We start from the raw sequence: 18,471 nt of genomic DNA, 5'->3' as shown, positions 1-18,471 counted from the left end.
AGTTGCGTGTTAGTAGTGAGAATTATTATCGTTAATGTATGGGGGGTCAAGAATTTTTTGGATTAAATTAAATGATTATTAAAAATTAATAGATATTAATATCGTGGGATTTATTGGTTTTGTTTTTTTATTTTTTTTGGTGATGTTTGAGGCTCGCTTTGGTGAGTGATTTACCAAAGCGAGAGAGATGCAGTGAAAAACTATTTAAAGCGGTGATCCACAGCTTGAGCAAGAATTTCAATCAGTTGTTCAGTATCATCCCAACCAAGGCAAGGGTCGGTAATAGATTGACCGTAAACTAATGGTTGTTCAGAGCTTACTTTTTGCGTGCCTTCAACTAAAAAACTCTCTGCCATTATGCCACTAATCGCGGTTGAACCATCTTTAATTTGCTCCGCTATATCCCGTGCAACCTCAAGTTGGCGACGATGAATTTTTTGGCAATTACCATGGCTAAAATCAACCACTAAATGCTCTGGTAATTCAAACTTACGGAGTTTATCGCATGCGGCTGCAAGGTCACCAGCGCTGTAATTTGGCTGTTTACCACCACGCATAATGACATGCCCGTGTGGGTTACCACTGGTTTGGTAGATGGTCATTTGGCCATTTTTATCTGGGGATAAAAACATGTGTTGGGCTTTTGCCGCTCTGATAGCATCAATAGCAATATTAATGTTGCCATCGGTGCCATTTTTAAAACCGACAGGGCAAGACAGTGCTGAAGCCATTTCACGATGGATTTGACTTTCGGTTGTACGCGCACCAATTGCGCCCCAGCTTATCAAATCAGCAATATATTGACCCGTCACCATATCGAGGAACTCGGTGGCAGTGGCTAATCCTAACTGGTTAACTTCAATCAGTAATTTTCGTGCAAGGCGAATACCCGTATTGACTTGGCATGAATTGTCTAAATTTGGATCAGAAATTAAGCCTTTCCAGCCCACAACGGTGCGCGGTTTTTCAAAATAGGTGCGCATGACAATTTCTAAGCGGTCTTGATGGCGTTCTCTTAATGCATTTAATTTCGTTGCATATTCAATAGCGGCATCAATATCATGAATAGAACAAGGGCCGACAATCACCAGCAAACGAGGGTCTTGGCCTGATAAAATCTGTTCAATACGTTTTCGTGACGCTGTCACGTTTTCGGCAACTTTTGCGGAAATAGGAAATTCATCGGCAAGAGTTTGTGGTGTGATTAAGCTGTCCACTCTCGCTGTACGTAACTCATCAGTTTTGTGCATTTTTGTTCTCAGAAACTTGAATAGGCTGTCGCCATATAAGTGATAAAGATCACAATAAACGAATATGGCTTAATTTCAACCTCCAGCGTAAATTGAATGAATAATTTTTTTTATTTTATATTCACTAGAATATACGTCTTTGTAACCCCATGGTATCAATCACTTTGGCAGAAATTTCCTCTACAGAATAGTTCGTCGTATTTAAGTAATTGATTTTATTTTGTCTAAATAAGGCTTCGACTTCAGCAATTTCAATTCGGCACTGCCTAATCGATGCATAACGGCTATTTTCACGGCGCTCTTCACGGATTGCCGCTAATCGCTCTGGACTAATGGTTAAACCAAATAATTTGTGGGTGTAAGGACGTAACGCGACAGGTAACTGCAAATTATCCATATCATCAGCGGTGAAAGGGTAATTTGCCGCTTGAATACCAAATTGCATTGCTAAATAAAGGCTAGTTGGGGTTTTACCACAACGGGAAACGCCAATCAGAATGACTTGAGCTTGGTCGAGATTTCTTAAGGAAATACCATCATCATGAGCCAGTGTATATTCAATGGCAGCAATACGTGCATCGTATTGGTTCATATTCTGCATAGATAAACCGTGGGTTCGGTTTAGCTTTGGCTCGGGTTCAAGACCAACCTCCTTTTGGATCGGAGCGACTAAACTTTGGACGATATCTTGGCAAAACCCTAAGCTCTGAGTGATTATCTGTTTAACTTCTGGGGAGATGATGGAATAGAACACCAAAGGACGGATCTGTGTTTCTGCATAAAGTGTATCTATTTTTTGTTTGATTTCTTCTGCCCGAGTCGGCGTGGTGACAAACGGTAATGTGTAAGAGGTAAATGAAAGAGGAAACTGCGAAAGTACTGCATGCCCTATAGTTTCAGCGGTGATCGCTGTGCCATCAGAAATAAAGAAAACAGTGCGTTGAACTTGGCTTGCCATCGTATTCATTGCTCCTAATTCGGTCATTATTATTAGCCTCTTATTGTATTTATCACTGGATATTGAGGGATATTATCTTTGTTTAAAGTTTAAAAATTAGTTTATCAGGGGAAGTATAGCCATTTTTTGAACGATTTTTAGAACAAAAAAGTTTTCTTAATTGATGGAACGATTCACCAGTCCATCTTCTCATACCGTCTGTGCTAGTCTATTTCACGAGGCGATATTTCGCCAACGAGATTTTTTACGATTTGTACTCTGTCACTAAATTGCTATAAAAGGATCGCTTTCAATGTCCACAAATGGCCTCACTCCGTGTAATGTACTTTGGTATAACCAATTAGGGATGAATGATGTTGACCGTGTTGGTGGCAAAAATGCCTCTCTCGGTGAAATGATCACTAACTTATCTGATCTGGGTGTATCCGTACCTAACGGTTTCGCGACAACCGCACAGGCGTTTAATGATTTTCTGGAGCAGAGCGGTGTAAATCAGCGCATTTATAACCTGCTAGATGAAACGGATATTGATGATGTGAACCAACTGGCTGTAGCAGGTGCTCAGATCCGTCAATGGGTGATTGATACTCCACTGACGAAGGAGTTGGAACAAGATATTCGTGATGCATTTGCTCAGCTTTCTGAAGGTGAAGCTGAAGCTTCATTTGCTGTGCGTTCGTCTGCTACTGCAGAAGATATGCCAGATGCTTCGTTTGCAGGGCAACAAGAAACATTCTTGAACGTTCAAGGTATTGATGCTGTTTTAGTTGCGATTAAACACGTATTTGCATCTTTGTTTAATGACCGTGCAATCTCTTATCGTGTACACCAAGGTTATGACCACCGTGGTGTGGCATTATCTGCAGGTGTGCAAAGAATGGTTCGTTCTGACTTAGCGTCATCGGGTGTTATGTTCACCATTGATACTGAATCGGGCTTTGATCAGGTTGTTTTCATCACCTCAGCTTATGGTTTAGGTGAGATGGTGGTACAAGGTGCTGTGAACCCTGATGAGTTCTATGTACACAAGCCAACCCTGAAAAATAACCGTCCTGCAATTGTGCGCCGTACCCTTGGCTCTAAAAAATTACAAATGGTATATGCCAACAGTAAAGAGCACGGTAAACAAGTGCAAATTGAAGATGTGCCAGAAGGGTTACGCAATCGTTTCTCTTTGACTGATCTTGAGGTTGAAGAGCTGGCTCGCCAAGCACTACAGATTGAAAAACACTATGGTCGTCCAATGGATATAGAATGGGCAAAAGATGGCCATAATGGGCGTCTGTATATTGTTCAAGCAAGGCCAGAAACTGTGCGCTCTAATCAACAAGTGATGGAGCGTTACCAGTTAAAACAGCAAGGTCAAGTATTGGTAGAAGGCCGCGCCATTGGTCATCGTATTGGTGCAGGTAAGGTGAAAGTTATCCATAACCTTAGCGAAATGGATAGAATTCAGCCTGGTGATGTGTTGGTCACTGACATGACAGACCCTGATTGGGAACCTATCATGAAAAAGGCTGCCGCTATCGTCACAAACCGTGGTGGACGTACATGCCACGCTGCAATTATTGCTCGTGAATTAGGCATCCCTGCGGTAGTGGGGTGTGGGGATGCAACAGAGCGCTTACAAGAAGGCCAAAATGTGACGGTTTCTTGTGCAGAAGGTGATACAGGTTTTGTGTATGGCGGTGAGTTAGCATTTGAAATTCACAGTTCAGAAGTCAGCGATATGCCTGATTTAAACGTCAAAATTATGATGAACGTGGGTAACCCTGATCGCGCATTTGATTTTGCTTGTTTACCAAACGAAGGTGTGGGTTTGGCACGTTTGGAATTTATCATTAACCGTATGATTGGAGTTCATCCAAGAGCATTACTGGAATTTGATAAACAATCCCCTGAATTACAAGTTGAAATTCGTGAAATGATGGCAGGTTATGAAGATCCGATTGAGTTTTATATCGGCAAATTAACTGAAGGGATCTCAACTTTAGCGGCAGCATTCTGGCCGAAACGTGTGATTGTTCGTTTATCTGACTTTAAATCGAATGAATACGCCAACTTAGTAGGTGGTGATATTTATGAGCCAGAAGAAGAAAACCCAATGTTAGGTTTCCGTGGTGCAGGGCGTTACGTCTCTGATAGCTTCCGCGCATGTTTTGCGTTGGAGTGTGAAGCGGTTAAACGTGTGCGTAACACCATGGGGTTAACTAACGTTGAAGTGATGATCCCGTTTGTGCGTACTGTTGCACAAGCTGAGTCTGTCATTGCTGAGCTGGCGAAGCATGATTTAAGGCGTGGTGAAAATGGCTTAAAAGTGATTATGATGTGTGAAATTCCTTCAAACGCACTATTAGCTGAACAATTCCTTGAGCATTTTGATGGTTTTTCAATCGGCTCTAATGATATGACTCAGCTAACATTAGGCTTGGATAGAGACTCTGGTGTTGTTTCAGAGCTATTTGATGAGCGTAATGATGCTGTTAAAGCGATGCTTTCTATGGCGATTAAAGCGGCAAAACGTCAGAATAAATATGTTGGAATTTGTGGACAAGGCCCATCTGACCATCAAGACTTTGCTCAGTGGTTAGTTGATGAAGGTATTGATAGCTTATCATTGAACCCAGATACTGTGGTTCAAACGTGGCTAACAATCGCAGAAAACCAATAATAAAACGATTTATTACCATTAGTTGAAAAGGCCGATTGGGTATCTCCCAATTGGCCTTTTTACTCATTTAAAATACCGATAATTGCAATTGGTAATAACGATTATTTAATACGATAGATATAAAAAAGTAGCGAATGATTATGCATTTAATATGTCATGCGCATTATAAATATATACACATTAATACTCTTAATATGTGTAATAATATGAGTATTGAGTTAATAATTCGCGTGATTAATTAAAACGAAAGTGGGGAAGATAATACTAAAGGAGTATATTCACTTATTTAACGTAAACTGAAAATTGATTTCAATCAATGTTTGTAAACTGATGATTTAATTTGGATGTGAATATTATTCATATTGAATATTTAGGCAAAAAAAAAGCCTATCATGGGCTGACAGGCAAAGACTACACACAGCAATTCGTTTATATCACTACGCCTATAAAAGGTTGGCATAGTGATTAAATTTATTTGATTCAATAATTAGATAATAAGCTAATTACATTATACAATCATTAAGAACACTCTCAATATTAATGTTACCTATTGTTACGTAAAGAGAAATATTCAGTTGTTTTATGTTAACATAAATTAAGCTGAATACTAACGTTAGAGTGTTAAATATTGTTTCTAAATATTAATGGCAAGGAAATCATTAATGAAACAGACATGTCTATTGATAAACATATCTGCTTCAATTAGCTAAAACTATTTCTTAATCAAAAATTCTTCCTCAAGAAACTTTTCGGTTTCGCTTAGGTCTTCATTAGGAGGGGCGACTTCGTTCATCCAAGCCTTTAATAGGCTGTATGAAACCGCCAAAACAACAGGGCCAATAAATAACCCTATCATACCAAATGATAAAATTCCGCCGATAACCCCAACAAGGATCAGTACCATCGGTAAATCAGCGCCCATTTTAATCAGCCATGGACGTAGTACACCATCCATGGTGGCCACTATTGCAGCCCAAACCGCCAAAATAATGCCCCATGTGGTGTCGCCAGTCCAAAATAACCATAATACTGAAGGGATCATGATTAATAAGGGCCCTAATTGCGCTACACAGCAAATAAACAGCAATACGGTCAGAATAGCCGCATAGCTGATGCCAGAGAGTGCAAGGCCAATACCACCGACAATCGCTTGAATCAATGCGGTCACCACCACACCAAGTGCAACTGCACGAATGGATTGTGCGGCTAAGACAACAGCTGCATCACCACGGATCCCCGCCAAGCGAACGGCAAAATGACGCATGCCTAACATGACTGTTTCGCCTTTTAGGTAGAGTAGCCCACTAAAGAGCAACATTAATACTAAGTGGAAAACAAAGCGTCCTGCACTAATCGCTTGTGTGGCAAACCAACCTGCTGCTTGCCCAAAGTATGGCTGAATTTTTGCCAGCAGGGCATTACCGCCACTTGCTACCAAGCTGTGCCATGCGTAATAAATTTTCTCACCCACCATTGGAATGGTATTTAACCACTCTAAGTCTGGTAATGTGAGACTAGATGGCGATTTTGCTAGCTCAATGAGTGGGGAGCTATTCTCAATGATACTGCCGATTAAGATACCAAGTGGAATAACAAACAGCAGTAAAATGAGGAGAACCATCATTAAGGCAGCAAGCCATCTTTTATTCCATAGGCGCGCCTCGAGGTGTAATAACAACGGCCAAGTCGCAATGACCATCATTCCAGCCCAAACAAAACCCAGAATAAAGGGGTTAAGCACCCAAAAACAGGCCGCTATCATTAAAACGATGGATAACAGCCCGAAAATAAGTTTGGGAAGGTCCAAACGTTTTTGCGATTTTTCCATTAATGATTGATCCTTAACAAATGAAAATTCTGCTTGTATGGCCTTTTTTAAGGTGAAAATAACGTAATTATTTTTCACGGTTAAAAAAAACAATATTGTGATATGGTTCATGACGACAATGTCATCAGCGGCTGTACTGTCTTTACAGGCTGTGAATACCATTTTTCATAAACCTAAGACACTATTGTGCAACTTAAAATAAAGATAGTACATAACGAGTAATGCGAACACTAAACAACAAGAGTCATCGTTAATAATGATCCCGCGTATATCAGAAGCACCTCATCTCAGCCAACTCGTCATCACGTTCTTGCATGAGCTACAAGAACAAGGTTTTACGGGTGATAATGGCACCAGTTATGCAGAAAGATTATCAATGGCGACAGACAACAGTATCTACCAGTTGCTGCCCCAAGCTGTCGTTTTCCCGCGTTCCAGTGCTGACGTGCAAATTATTACACGTGTTGCTGGACAAGAAAAATACCGTGAGCTCACTTTCACACCACGTGGCGGTGGTACGGGAACGAACGGACAATCCTTAACAGAAGGGATTGTTGTCGATATGTCTCGTTATATGAACCGCATTTTAGAAATTAACCCTGAGCAGGGCTGGGTTAAGGTCGAGGCAGGTGTTATTAAAGACCAGCTTAATCAGTTTCTTAAACCTTATGGCTATTTTTTCTCGCCCGAATTATCGACCAGTAACCGCGCCACATTAGGCGGGATGATTAACACAGATGCATCGGGGCAAGGTTCGCTGGTGTACGGTAAAACCTCGGACCACGTATTAGGCGTTAAAGCAATGGTATTGGGAGGTGAATGCCTTGATACACGCGCTATGCCTATTGCTCTCGCCCAAACGATTGCGTCTGAAGATTCAGTAATAGGACGTATCTATAAAACGGTTTTAGAACGCTGCCTTGAACAACGTCAATTAATTGAAACAAAATTCCCCAAACTTAATCGGTTCTTAACGGGCTACGATTTACGTCATGTATTTAATGATGAATTAACGGAGTTTGACCTTACGCGTATTTTGACGGGGTCAGAAGGGTCTCTTGCCTTTATCACGGAAGCGACTTTGGATATTACGCCGCTTCCTAAAGTGCGCCGTTTAGTGAATGTGAAATACGATTCATTTGAGTCTGCGCTGCGTAATGCACCATTTATGGTACAAGCCAAAGCGTTATCGGTTGAAACGGTGGATTCAAAAGTCCTTAACCTTGCAAAAGAAGACATCGTTTGGCACTCCGTCAAAGCGTTAATTACAGATGTGCCAAACAAAGAAATGTTAGGACTAAACATTGTTGAATTTAGTGGTGACGATGAAGATGAAATTAATCAATTGACGGAAAGCCTGTGCCAGCGCTTAGATGAATTAATGGCAAGCAACCAGGCAGGCGTGATTGGCTACCAAACTTGTCATGATCTTGAAGATATCACGCGCATTTATAATATGCGTAAAAAGGCGGTTGGTTTACTGGGCAACAGTAAAGGGGCCGCTAAGCCTATCCCATTTGTTGAGGATACATGTGTTCCCCCTGAGCATCTTGCTGATTATATTGTTGAATTCAGGGCATTGTTGGATAACCATAAACTCAATTATGGCATGTTTGGCCACGTGGATGCAGGGGTTTTACATGTGCGTCCTGCGTTAGATATGTGTGACCCGCAGCAAGAAATATTGATGAAACAAATTTCTGATGAAATTGTTGCATTAACAGCGAAATACGGAGGGCTCCTTTGGGGGGAGCACGGTAAAGGTTTCCGTGCGGAGTACAGTCCTGAGTTTTTTGGTGAGGTGCTGTACGGTGAGTTGCGCAATATCAAAGCAGCTTTCGACCCTGATAACCGTTTGAACCCAGGTAAAATTTGCCCGCCAGCGGGTTTAGATGTGCCAATGAAACAAGTGGATGGCATTAAACGAGGAACTTATGACAGGCAAATTCCTATACAGATGCGTCAAGAGTTTCGTGGGGCAATGGACTGTAATGGTAATGGGCTTTGTTTTAACTTTGATGTGAAGAGCCCGATGTGCCCATCAATGAAAATCAGTGGGCAACGTATTCATTCACCAAAAGGGCGTGCTACCTTGGTGCGGGAATGGCTGAGATTACTTGCCGAGCAAGGTGTGACACCAGAGCATCTTGAAAAAGGCATCACGCAAAGCCAACCATCATTACGCGGGTTGATTGAGAAAACGCGCAACAGCTGGCGAGCTAAGCAAGGGGATTATGACTTTTCCCATGAAGTAAAAGCCTCGATGTCAGGGTGTTTGGCGTGTAAGGCGTGTTCAACACAATGCCCAATCAAAATTGATGTGCCATCGTTTAGAGCGAAATTTTTAGCGTTATATCACGGCCGTTATTTGCGCCCAGTTCGTGATCATATTGTTGCGAATGTGGAATCAAGTGCGCCATTACTGTCAAAAGCGCCAGGTGTTTTTAACTTTTTTTTACGCCAAAACATTGTGCAGAAACTCAGTGAGCGCACTATCGGTATGGTGGATTTACCGCTATTTTCGCAGCCAACTTTAAAACAAGAGCTTTCAGGCCATGCTGCAGTATCCATGACATTAGAGCAGCTTGAAGGGATGGGGGCAAGCCAACGGGAAAGCTATGTGCTAGTGGTGCAAGACCCATTTACCAGCTATTACGATGCGAAAGTTGTTGCTGATTTCGTGCGTTTAATCGAAAAATTGGGTTATAAACCTGTGTTGTTGCCGTTTTCACCGAATGGTAAAGCGCAACATATCAAAGGTTTTCTGGCTAAATTCGCGAAAACAGCCCGTAAGACCGCAGATTTCTTAAATCGCGTGGCAAAATTGCAATTGCCAATGGTGGGCGTCGACCCTGCGTTAGTCTTGTGTTATCGCGATGAATACCACGAAATCTTAGGCAAAGACCAGTGCCAATTTACGGTAATGTTGGCCCATGAATGGCTAATTACCTTGCCTGAACCACAAATTGTACAAACAAGCGCAGCACAGCCATGGTACTTTTTTGGTCATTGTACCGAATCGACAGCACTGCCAAATAGTGCGAACCAATGGGCGTCTTTATTTGCGCGCTTCGGGCATCAGCTTAATAATGTGAGTGTGGGTTGTTGTGGAATGGCGGGGACTTATGGGCACGAGGTTGCAAACCTAGAAAACTCAAAAGGAATTTATAACTTATCTTGGAAAGGGGCTATGTCGTCACTGCCAAAAGAGCGTTGTTTAAGTTCAGGTTATTCTTGCCGCAGCCAAGTAAAACGCATGGAAAATACATTAATAAAACACCCAATTCAAGCCTTGTTGGAGATTGTTTAATGATTTGGAAACGTCAATTTGATTTAACGCAATTAGCTGAAATGGCAAAAACTTGCATGTTAGGGCACATTGGTATCGAAATCACCAAAGTGGGTGATGATTATATGGAAGGAACGATGCCTGTGGATGAACGAACGAAGCAGCCTTTTGGTTTGTTGCATGGTGGTGCATCCGTTGTATTGGCTGAATCACTAGGCTCTATCGCAGGTTATATGTGTACTGAAGGTGAACAGCGCGTGGTGGGCGTTGAAATTAATGCTAACCATGTTCGCGCAGCGCGTTCAGGTATTGTGCGTGGCGTTTGCAAGCCCATTCATCTAGGTCGCCGTCAGCAAGTCTGGAACATTGAAATTTTCAATGAACAAGGCAAGCTATGTTGTACATCACGTCTGACAACCGCTGTGTTATTTGAGTAAATCCTTTCTTTGTCTACCTCGTTTTCGGGAAAATATCTCGAAAACGAGTTGTTGTTTTTATTAACTGACCCCATCTATATATTCAGATGAATGCATTTTCATTTTTCTCAAATAAATTAAGTTGTATAATAAATGCATCTTTATTAATTTGTGTCATTTTTGTGTATTTATTAGTACAAAATTGAATAAAAAATGCAACTCTATTTATCTGTTATTTTTCATTGTGTTAGGTGGGTTGTCGGTTGTTTTTGGTTAATAAATAAGCTCAATTTGAATAAAAAAAACGCTAAAATAGCTATAACCTCTTAAAACAAATGGTTGAAGTAGCATAGGTAATCATTACCATAGGGTAGACAGAGTTAATCTCCTGATAACAGGCTGAAAAGCCATAAGAAATGTGGGGTCAATATGACTGACGGTGTAGAGACATTTTCATTTGATGAAAACAATTGGCAGGGAGTTAGCCTGACACAAAGCGCTGCAAAACAAATCAAAAAATTGATGGTGCAAAACCCAAATACCAAAGGGCTTTCACTCGGCGTTAAACAGTCTGGCTGCGCGGGTTTCGGTTATGTTTTTGAAATGATCGAAAATCCAACCGACAACCATCTGTTATTTGAACTCGATGGCGCGCACCTTTATGTGCCAAAAGAAGCAATGCCATTTATTGATGGCACAGTCGTTGATTATGTCCAAGAAGGGCTGAATCAAATTTTCAAATTTAATAACCCGAAAGCCCAACATGCCTGTGGGTGTGGTGAAAGCTTCGGCGTTTAACATGTGAAGTCAGATTATGTCACAGAGCAATGTAGAAGTTGGCGATGATGTTCAAAGCTGGCTTGATGACCAGCGTTATAAAGAGGGCTTCTTTACGGAAGTCGCAACAGATGAAATGGCAAAAGGGATCAACGAAGATGTTGTCCGCGCTATTTCAGCGAAACGTAATGAGCCTGAGTGGATGTTACAATTCCGCCTTGATGCCTTTAATCACTGGAAAGGCATGGAAGAGCCCCATTGGCTCAAAGCTCATTACCCAAATCTTGATTATCAGGATTACAGCTATTATTCTGCGCCATCTTGTGGCTCGTGTGATGATACCTGTGGTTCCCAATCTGGGGCAACCCAAGCAACGGGCGTTGCCGAGACCAATAATTACTTAACGGCAGAAGTCGAAGAAGCTTTCAACCAATTAGGTGTGCCTGTTCGTGAAGGTAAAGCGGTTGCAGTGGATGCGATTTTTGACTCCGTATCAGTATCTACGACTTATCGTGAGGATCTTGCTAAACATGGCGTGATCTTCTGTTCATTTAGCGAGGCTATCCAAGAATACCCTGAATTAGTTCAGAAATACTTGGGTAGCGTCGTTTCAAGCCACGATAACTTTTTTGCAGCGTTAAATGCGGCGGTGGCTTCTGATGGCACCTTTGTGTACATCCCGAAAGGGGTACATTGCCCAATGGAACTCTCCACCTATTTTCGCATTAATGCAGCCAAAACGGGGCAATTTGAACGCACCATTTTAATTGCAGATGAAGGCAGTTACGTCAGCTATATCGAAGGGTGTTCTGCTCCTGTTCGTGATAGCTACCAGTTGCACGCCGCGGTGGTCGAAGTGATTATTCATAAAGATGCCGAAGTTAAATATTCCACTGTTCAAAACTGGTTCTCTGGTGGGGATAGCGAAGAAGGCGGTATTTTAAACTTTGTGACTAAGCGTGCACTGTGTGAGGGCGAAAACTCTAAAATGTCGTGGACGCAGTCTGAAACAGGCTCGGCGATAACTTGGAAATACCCAAGCGTGATCCTTAAAGGGGATAACTCAGTCGGTGAGTTTTTCTCTGTGGCACTGACAAACGGTAACCAGCAAGCAGATACGGGAACCAAGATGATCCACATCGGGAAAAATACCCGTTCAACGATTATCTCAAAAGGGATCTCTGCGGGTAAGAGCCAAAACAGCTACCGTGGTTTAGTCAAAATCCTGCCAAGCGCGCAAAATGCACGTAACTTCACGCAGTGTGATTCCATGTTAATCGGCACGCAATGTGGGGCACATACGTTCCCCTATGTAGAAGTTAAAAATAATACTGCACAGCTTGAGCACGAAGCCACAACTTCACGTATTGGCGAAGACCAGCTATTTTACTGCTTACAACGGGGAATTAGCGAAGATGATGCTATTTCTATGATTGTAAATGGTTTCTGTAAAGATGTGTTCTCGGAACTTCCATTAGAGTTTGCCGTAGAAGCACAAAAATTGCTGGCGATCAGCTTAGAGCACAGCGTTGGCTGATCCTTATCGAGTTTATTTGCGCGTGAGCGCTAAAGGCATGTAAATATGTTAAGTGTTAAAGATTTACACGTGAGTGTAGAAGGTAATGAAATTTTAAAAGGGTTATCTCTGGAAGTGAAACCAGGGGAAGTTCACGCTATCATGGGCCCAAATGGTTCAGGCAAAAGTACATTATCGGCAACGCTTGCGGGTCGCGAAGAATATGAAATTGATAGCGGTTCAGTGACTTTCAAAGGTAAAGATCTCTTTGAATTAGACCCTGAAGAACGAGCGGGCGAAGGTGTTTTCTTAGCCTTCCAATACCCAGTTGAAATTCCTGGCGTGAGTAACCAATTTTTCTTACAAACAGCTGTTAACGCAGTGCGTGAATATCGCCAGCAAGATGCATTAGACCGTTTTGATTTCCAAGATTTTATCGAAGATAAAATTAAATTATTGGAAATGCCAGAGGATTTATTAGCGCGTTCAGTTAACGTCGGTTTCTCTGGCGGTGAAAAAAAACGTAATGATATCCTGCAAATGGCCGCATTAGAACCACAACTGTGTATTCTTGATGAAACGGATTCGGGGCTGGATATTGATGCCTTGAAAATTGTCGCTAACGGTGTGAATTCACTGCGTTCTCCTGAACGTTCATTTATTATTGTGACACACTATCAGCGCATTTTAGATTATGTAAAACCTGACTTCGTCCACGTTTTATATCAAGGGAAAATCATCAAATCAGGTGATTTCAGTTTGGCGAAAAAACTGGAGGAGCAGGGTTATGGCTGGCTTATTGACCAACAGTGAAAGAGCACAAAAGCGTGCTGAAGTTGCTGCACTGAATGAGCAAGCTATGTCACGCTTTGCGAAGCTATTCGAACAACGCTTAGGCGAAAATTCACAGCACGCAAAAAACCATTGGGAACAGGCTAAACAGGTCGGCTTACCTGCGTTTCGCCATGAAGATTGGCACTACACACCACTAAATAGCGTACTGAATACTCAATATCAGTTTAGTGATGCAGATGCCGTCGCGAGTGAATGTGAAAAGTTAGCCTTACCAATTGATGCTTACCGTATTGTATTAATTGATGGGCGCTATAGTTCAGCTCTGAGTTCTATTGATGTCGGGCCTTTCCAAGTGTCTCTGCTCGATAATCAAGATTTACTCCCTGCGCCAGTCAATAGCGAAATCTTTTTGCATTTAACGGAAAGCTTGGCAGTACAGCCGTTAGTGATTCACTTGGCCGCGAATAAAATAGCAGAAAAACCGTTGTATTTACTGAATATTTCGAGTGGCAAAAATGATGAACAGGCGATGAATATCAGCCAGTATCGTTATCATTTAACACTCGATACCAACAGTAAAGCGCAGGTCATTGAGCACTTTGTTAGTTTAAATGGTCAAGCGCACATGACGGGGAGTCGTTTAACCGCCGAAGTGGGTGACAATGCAGACTTTAGCCACTTCAAACTCAATGTGGAAAGTTCACAGGCACAACATTTCGCCCATAATGATATTGTAGTTGGGCGTGATAGCCGCGTTAAAAGTACCAGTTTCTTGTTGGGTGCGGGTTTAACACGTAACCACACGAGTGCTCGTCTTGATGGTGAAAATACAGAGCTTGAGCTTAATAGCTTATTGTTGCCAAAAGATAGCGAAATTGCAGATACGCGGACGTATTTAGAACACAACAACAGTTTCTGTAACAGCCGTCAATTGCATAAAGTGATTGCGATGGACAGCAGTAAAGCGGTGTTTAATGGGATGATCAAAGTTGCCCCAAATGCGCTGAAAACTGATGGCCAAATGACGAACAATACCTTGTTGCTCGGTGATAAGGCTGAAATTGATACCAAGCCACAGCTTGAAATTTATGCAGACGACGTGAAATGTGGCCATGGTGCGACAGTCGGTCGAATCGATGACGAGCAATTATTTTATCTGCGCTCAAGAGGAATTGATGGTAAAGCTGCTAAGCATATGATTATCATCGCATTTGCTGCGGAATTGACTGAGTCTATTGAGTCAGAAGAGTTAAAACACGCTGTGATGGCAAACATCCGCCAGCGCTTAGCGGAGGTTTAATCCCATGTCATTTGATGTTGCGTTAGTCAGGCAGGATTTTCCTGCCTTATCACAATCAGTGAATAACCATCCACTCGTCTATTTAGACAGTGCAGCGAGTGCACAAAAACCGTTGCAAGTTATTGAGCGAGAGAGTGAATTTACGTTACATCAGTATGCCGCGGTTCACCGCGGCATTCACACGCTCAGTGCCAATGCGACAACCATGATGGAAGAGGTGCGCCAAAAGGCCGCAGATTTCATCAATGCAGGCTCAAACGAAGAAATTGTTTTTGTTAAAGGTACCACAGAAGGGATTAACCTCGTTGCCAATAGCTACGGGCGCAAACATCTCTTTGAAGGCGACAATATCGTCATCACCGAAATGGAGCACCATGCCAATATCGTTCCTTGGTTTCTATTAGCCGAAGAAATTGGTTTTGAAGTGCGAGTGATCCCTATTTCAGATGATGGAACCTTGCAGCTAGATAAACTCAATGAATTTATCGATGCACGAACACGGTTACTGAGCTTCACACATATTTCGAATGTGCTAGGCACTGTAAACCCAGTTAAAGAAATTATCCAGCAAGCACGTGATATTGCCTCGCAAAAAAGCAGTGAACTGGCAATTTTAGTGGATGGTGCCCAAGGTGCGATGCATCAACAGGTTGATGTACAGGATCTGGACTGTGATTTTTATGTGTTCTCGGGGCACAAATTATACGGGCCAACGGGTATTGGTATTTTGTTCGGGAAAAAGGCTATCTTAGATGTGATGCCACCATGGGAAGGCGGCGGGGCGATGATCCGCCAAGTTAGCCTAACTAAGGGGATTACCTTTGCGGATGCGCCTTGGCGTTTTGAGGCGGGCACGCCAAATGTGAGTGCAATTATTGGGTTAGGTGCCGCGTTTGACTATTTAACTGCATTAAATTTACGCGATGTTTTTGCTTATGAAGCGCAAATTATGGCGTATGCATCGCAAAAGCTCAAAGACATCCCGTCCATCAGGTTATACGGTAACGACCAGCGTGAAGGCGTTTTGGCTTTTAACCTTGGTGAACACCATGCCTACGATGTGGGGTCTTTTTTGGATAGGTATGGTATTGCTATTCGAACAGGGCACCACTGCGCTTTACCATTGATGGAACATTACCACGTTCCTGCTATGTGCCGTGCTTCGGTGGGAATTTATACCACTAAAGAAGATATTGATGCGTTATTCAATGCGTTACAGCGTATTAAAAAATTGTTAGGCTAAGCACAAAGAAATAAGTGAATGGTAAAGGAAGTGAGTATGCCTGCATTACCCGATGAAAATAAATTATTACGTAATTTTGCGCGTTGCCAGGATTGGGAAGAACGTTATTTGTATATGATTGAGCTGGGTGGTCGCTTGCCTGAACTTAATGAAACACAAAAAAGCGAGAGCAATCTTATCGCGGGTTGCCAAAGCCAAGTGTGGATTGATATGCAGTTACAATCTGATGGCACAATTGCCTTTGCAGGGGATAGCGACGCTGCAATCGTTAAAGGGCTGGTGGCGATTGTCATTATTCTTTTTCAAGGTAAAACACCACAGCAAATTTTAGCGTTAGATGTAAAATCTTTTTTTGAGCAATTAGCGTTAGAACAACATTTAACCCCTTCGCGAACACAAGGGTTGAATGCGATGATCCGCACCATCTTAGCCCGTGCAAATGAATTAGTTTAATTTTACCGAGGGAGTAACCCAGCTCCCTCGTCTATTTCCCCCCTAACTTAGTGCTTTGTCAACGCTCTATCATCCAATAAAGATTTGTTCAATAATATTAGTTAACTAAAATATTCATTAAGTATTAAAGATATTAAGAATAGTTGCTATTATGAGCAATAATCATTGCATTATTGTAAGCACACTATTTTCCTTGGAGTAGGTATGAAAAGAGTTTTAACGGTGGCAAGTTTATTTGTCATGAGCGCGTTGTTAGCGCCAGCTCAGGCAAAAGAGTACCCATTACCTGACAGTAACACCCGACTCATCGGAGAAAATTACACGTATGTGGTGCCGAATGATGGCCGTCCTCTTGAGGCGATTGCCAGTGAGCATGAAATTGGCTTGTTGGGAATGCTTGAGGCAAACCCAGGTACTGACCCTTATCTGCCTGAAGCAGGTAAAGAGCTGATTATCCCTGCGCAAATGTTATTACCGTCAACGCCAAGAACAGGTATCGTGATTAACTTGGCAGAGCTGCGTTTATATTACTACCCTGCAAATAGCGACAATGTCGTTGTTTATCCAATTGGTATTGGTCAATTAGGTCGTGATACCCCAGAAATGGTCACGTCAGTCAGTCAATCGATTAAAGACCCAACATGGACACCGACAGCAAATATTCGTAAGAATTATGCAAAAGAAGGGATTACATTACCCGCTGTAGTGCCAGCAGGCCCTGAAAACCCAATGGGATTGTATGCCTTACGTTTAGCCTATGGTCGTGGCGAATATCTAATCCATGGTACTAACGCTGACTTCGGTATTGGAATGCGAGTAAGTTCTGGTTGTATCCGGTTACGCCCCAATGATATTGAAGCACTGTTTAAAACAGTTCCGAGAGGAACTCGTGTCCAAGTTATTGACCAAGCGGTGAAATATTCTAAAGAAGCAGATGGAAGCTATTACATTGAGGTGCATCAACCGTTATCCCGTTCGAGTCACGATGATCCACAAACTATGCCAATCAAGCTCTCTGATGATTTCAAGCGTTTTCTTGAAAATGAAGGGATTGATAAGGCTTTAGTACAAAAAGAGCTTGCTAGGCGTTCTGGAATGCCTGTACGTATAAATAATGATCAGGGCACTAATGAACCTGTGCATGAAAACCAATATGAAGGGCTAACCCCTATTGAGCCATTCACCATTTCACAGCCTGGCCCGATTTACGATGGTAAAATTGGCGCATTATTACCCACAAAATACCGCTCCTCTTTAGCTGCTCAATAATCAGCACAAAAAATAAGGGCCTATTTTCATAGGCCCTCATAAATACTATCAGCTTCTAAAAAGCGTCGTTTTAACTAGATAACGACCAATTCGAACTTATTTTTTGTAAGTACGAACTTGGTTGTCCAGACGCTGGTTAGCACGTGCTGCTTCTTCTTGAGCTGTCTGAACATCAGAGCGCAGTGACTGAACGTCGTTGCTCAGCTGATCAACTTTACCATTCAGAGTTTGTACGTCTGAAGAGAGTTTTTGCACTTCAGTGCTGTTAGAACAACCCGCTAGTAATGCTGAAGCTAATACGATAGAGCCCAGTAGAATTTTAGTACGAATCATTATTTTACCCTCTAGATTGATTATCTTGAAAATATAAAGAGCAAGTCACCAAATAATAGAGCCAAGACGATTATCTTTAAGCTTGCTATATCCCTTTAAAACAACCTAATGAAAATTAGGGTATGGCACTTACTAAGTCTTATGCTAGTACTTAATTTAAAGATTTGCTAGAAATACTTTACATTTAGTCGTAGGAAAAAGAAGAAAAATTTAAATTAAGATTAATGAAGGTTGTTATTTGAACAATCAAAGAACATTTTGTGATATTACGCTTAAATAGAGATAGGATATTTGCTAAAGAAACCTAAACGGGTAAATAGTTAAGTCAAGGTAGCACTAAATGTTAACTTAAAATAAAAAAGGCCGATAACTG

At 41.9% G+C, this 18,471-nt stretch carries 14 protein-coding genes and 1 other RNA gene; 10 read left to right on the top strand and 5 right to left on the bottom strand.

Going from position 1 to position 18,471, the window contains the following annotated elements:
- Window positions 1-200: 200 nt before the first annotated feature.
- Both AABS66_RS02330 and ppsR read right to left on the bottom strand, forming a co-directional pair.
- Window positions 201-1,250 carry a 3-deoxy-7-phosphoheptulonate synthase gene (locus AABS66_RS02330; RefSeq protein WP_272538605.1) on the bottom strand — a complete coding sequence of 350 codons (1,050 nt, stop codon included), beginning with the start codon at window positions 1,248-1,250 and terminating at the stop codon, window positions 201-203.
- A 124-nt stretch (window positions 1,251-1,374) separates the two neighbouring features.
- The gene (ppsR, locus tag AABS66_RS02325) at window positions 1,375-2,235 is read right to left on the bottom strand and encodes a posphoenolpyruvate synthetase regulatory kinase/phosphorylase PpsR (protein ID WP_272516246.1); all 861 of its coding nucleotides are present in this window, start codon (window positions 2,233-2,235) and stop codon (window positions 1,375-1,377) included.
- A 265-nt stretch (window positions 2,236-2,500) separates the two neighbouring features.
- On the opposite strand from ppsR, the gene ppsA reads away from it, so the two are divergent.
- Window positions 2,501-4,879 (top strand): phosphoenolpyruvate synthase, encoded by a 2,379-nt coding sequence (ppsA, locus tag AABS66_RS02320; RefSeq protein ID WP_206084031.1) that lies wholly within the window; start codon window positions 2,501-2,503, stop codon window positions 4,877-4,879.
- A gap of 375 nt (window positions 4,880-5,254) precedes the next feature.
- Here ppsA and rprA read toward each other — a convergent pair.
- Both rprA and ydiK read right to left on the bottom strand, forming a co-directional pair.
- Window positions 5,255-5,365, bottom strand: an RNA gene (rprA, locus tag AABS66_RS02315) — antisense sRNA RprA.
- 226 nt (window positions 5,366-5,591) lie between these two features.
- Window positions 5,592-6,707 carry an AI-2E family transporter YdiK gene (ydiK, locus tag AABS66_RS02310; protein WP_206084398.1) on the bottom strand — a complete coding sequence of 372 codons (1,116 nt, stop codon included), beginning with the start codon at window positions 6,705-6,707 and terminating at the stop codon, window positions 5,592-5,594.
- A 256-nt stretch (window positions 6,708-6,963) separates the two neighbouring features.
- On the opposite strand from ydiK, the gene ydiJ reads away from it, so the two are divergent.
- The 9 genes from ydiJ to AABS66_RS02265 all read left to right on the top strand — a co-directional run bounded on the left by ydiJ (window position 6,964) and on the right by AABS66_RS02265 (window position 17,765).
- Window positions 6,964-10,017, top strand: a complete 3,054-nt coding sequence (ydiJ, locus tag AABS66_RS02305; protein ID WP_272538603.1) for a D-2-hydroxyglutarate dehydrogenase YdiJ — start codon at window positions 6,964-6,966, stop codon at window positions 10,015-10,017.
- On the top strand, window positions 10,017-10,433 hold the full coding sequence (menI, locus tag AABS66_RS02300) for a 1,4-dihydroxy-2-naphthoyl-CoA hydrolase (protein ID WP_206084033.1): 417 nt from the start codon (window positions 10,017-10,019) through the stop codon (window positions 10,431-10,433). Before ydiJ ends, menI begins: the two co-directional genes overlap by 1 nt.
- Before the next feature lie 408 nt (window positions 10,434-10,841).
- Window positions 10,842-11,210, top strand: coding sequence for a Fe-S cluster assembly scaffold SufA (gene sufA, locus AABS66_RS02295; RefSeq protein WP_047757040.1), 369 nt, complete (start codon window positions 10,842-10,844; stop codon window positions 11,208-11,210).
- Window positions 11,211-11,226: 16 nt separating this feature from the next.
- Window positions 11,227-12,726, top strand: a complete 1,500-nt coding sequence (gene sufB / locus AABS66_RS02290; RefSeq protein WP_206084034.1) for a Fe-S cluster assembly protein SufB — start codon at window positions 11,227-11,229, stop codon at window positions 12,724-12,726.
- A 45-nt stretch (window positions 12,727-12,771) separates the two neighbouring features.
- A complete protein-coding gene (sufC, locus tag AABS66_RS02285; RefSeq protein ID WP_047757043.1) occupies window positions 12,772-13,518 on the top strand; it encodes a Fe-S cluster assembly ATPase SufC in 747 nt (248 codons plus the stop codon).
- The gene (gene sufD / locus AABS66_RS02280; RefSeq protein WP_272573289.1) at window positions 13,493-14,800 is read left to right on the top strand and encodes a Fe-S cluster assembly protein SufD; all 1,308 of its coding nucleotides are present in this window, start codon (window positions 13,493-13,495) and stop codon (window positions 14,798-14,800) included. Before sufC ends, sufD begins: the two co-directional genes overlap by 26 nt.
- Window positions 14,801-14,804: 4 nt before the next feature.
- Window positions 14,805-16,043: a cysteine desulfurase SufS gene (gene sufS / locus AABS66_RS02275; protein WP_206084036.1), complete on the top strand. Its 1,239-nt coding sequence runs from the start codon at window positions 14,805-14,807 to the stop codon at window positions 16,041-16,043.
- Between the two features lie 36 nt (window positions 16,044-16,079).
- On the top strand, window positions 16,080-16,496 hold the full coding sequence (gene sufE / locus AABS66_RS02270) for a cysteine desulfuration protein SufE (RefSeq protein ID WP_272538654.1): 417 nt from the start codon (window positions 16,080-16,082) through the stop codon (window positions 16,494-16,496).
- 204 nt (window positions 16,497-16,700) lie between these two features.
- Window positions 16,701-17,765: a L,D-transpeptidase family protein gene (locus AABS66_RS02265; protein WP_206084037.1), complete on the top strand. Its 1,065-nt coding sequence runs from the start codon at window positions 16,701-16,703 to the stop codon at window positions 17,763-17,765.
- A gap of 96 nt (window positions 17,766-17,861) precedes the next feature.
- Here the strand turns inward: AABS66_RS02265 and AABS66_RS02260 are convergent, their stop codons facing one another.
- Window positions 17,862-18,098: a major outer membrane lipoprotein gene (locus tag AABS66_RS02260; protein ID WP_047756290.1), complete on the bottom strand. Its 237-nt coding sequence runs from the start codon at window positions 18,096-18,098 to the stop codon at window positions 17,862-17,864.
- Window positions 18,099-18,471: the final 373 nt, after the last annotated feature.

The organism is Providencia sp. SP181 (assembly GCF_050446505.1).
GTDB classification, from domain to species: Bacteria; Pseudomonadota; Gammaproteobacteria; order Enterobacterales; family Enterobacteriaceae; genus Providencia; species Providencia vermicola.
Note: the sequence above shows the minus strand (reverse complement) of the source record. Positions and strands in the feature narration are given on the sequence as shown.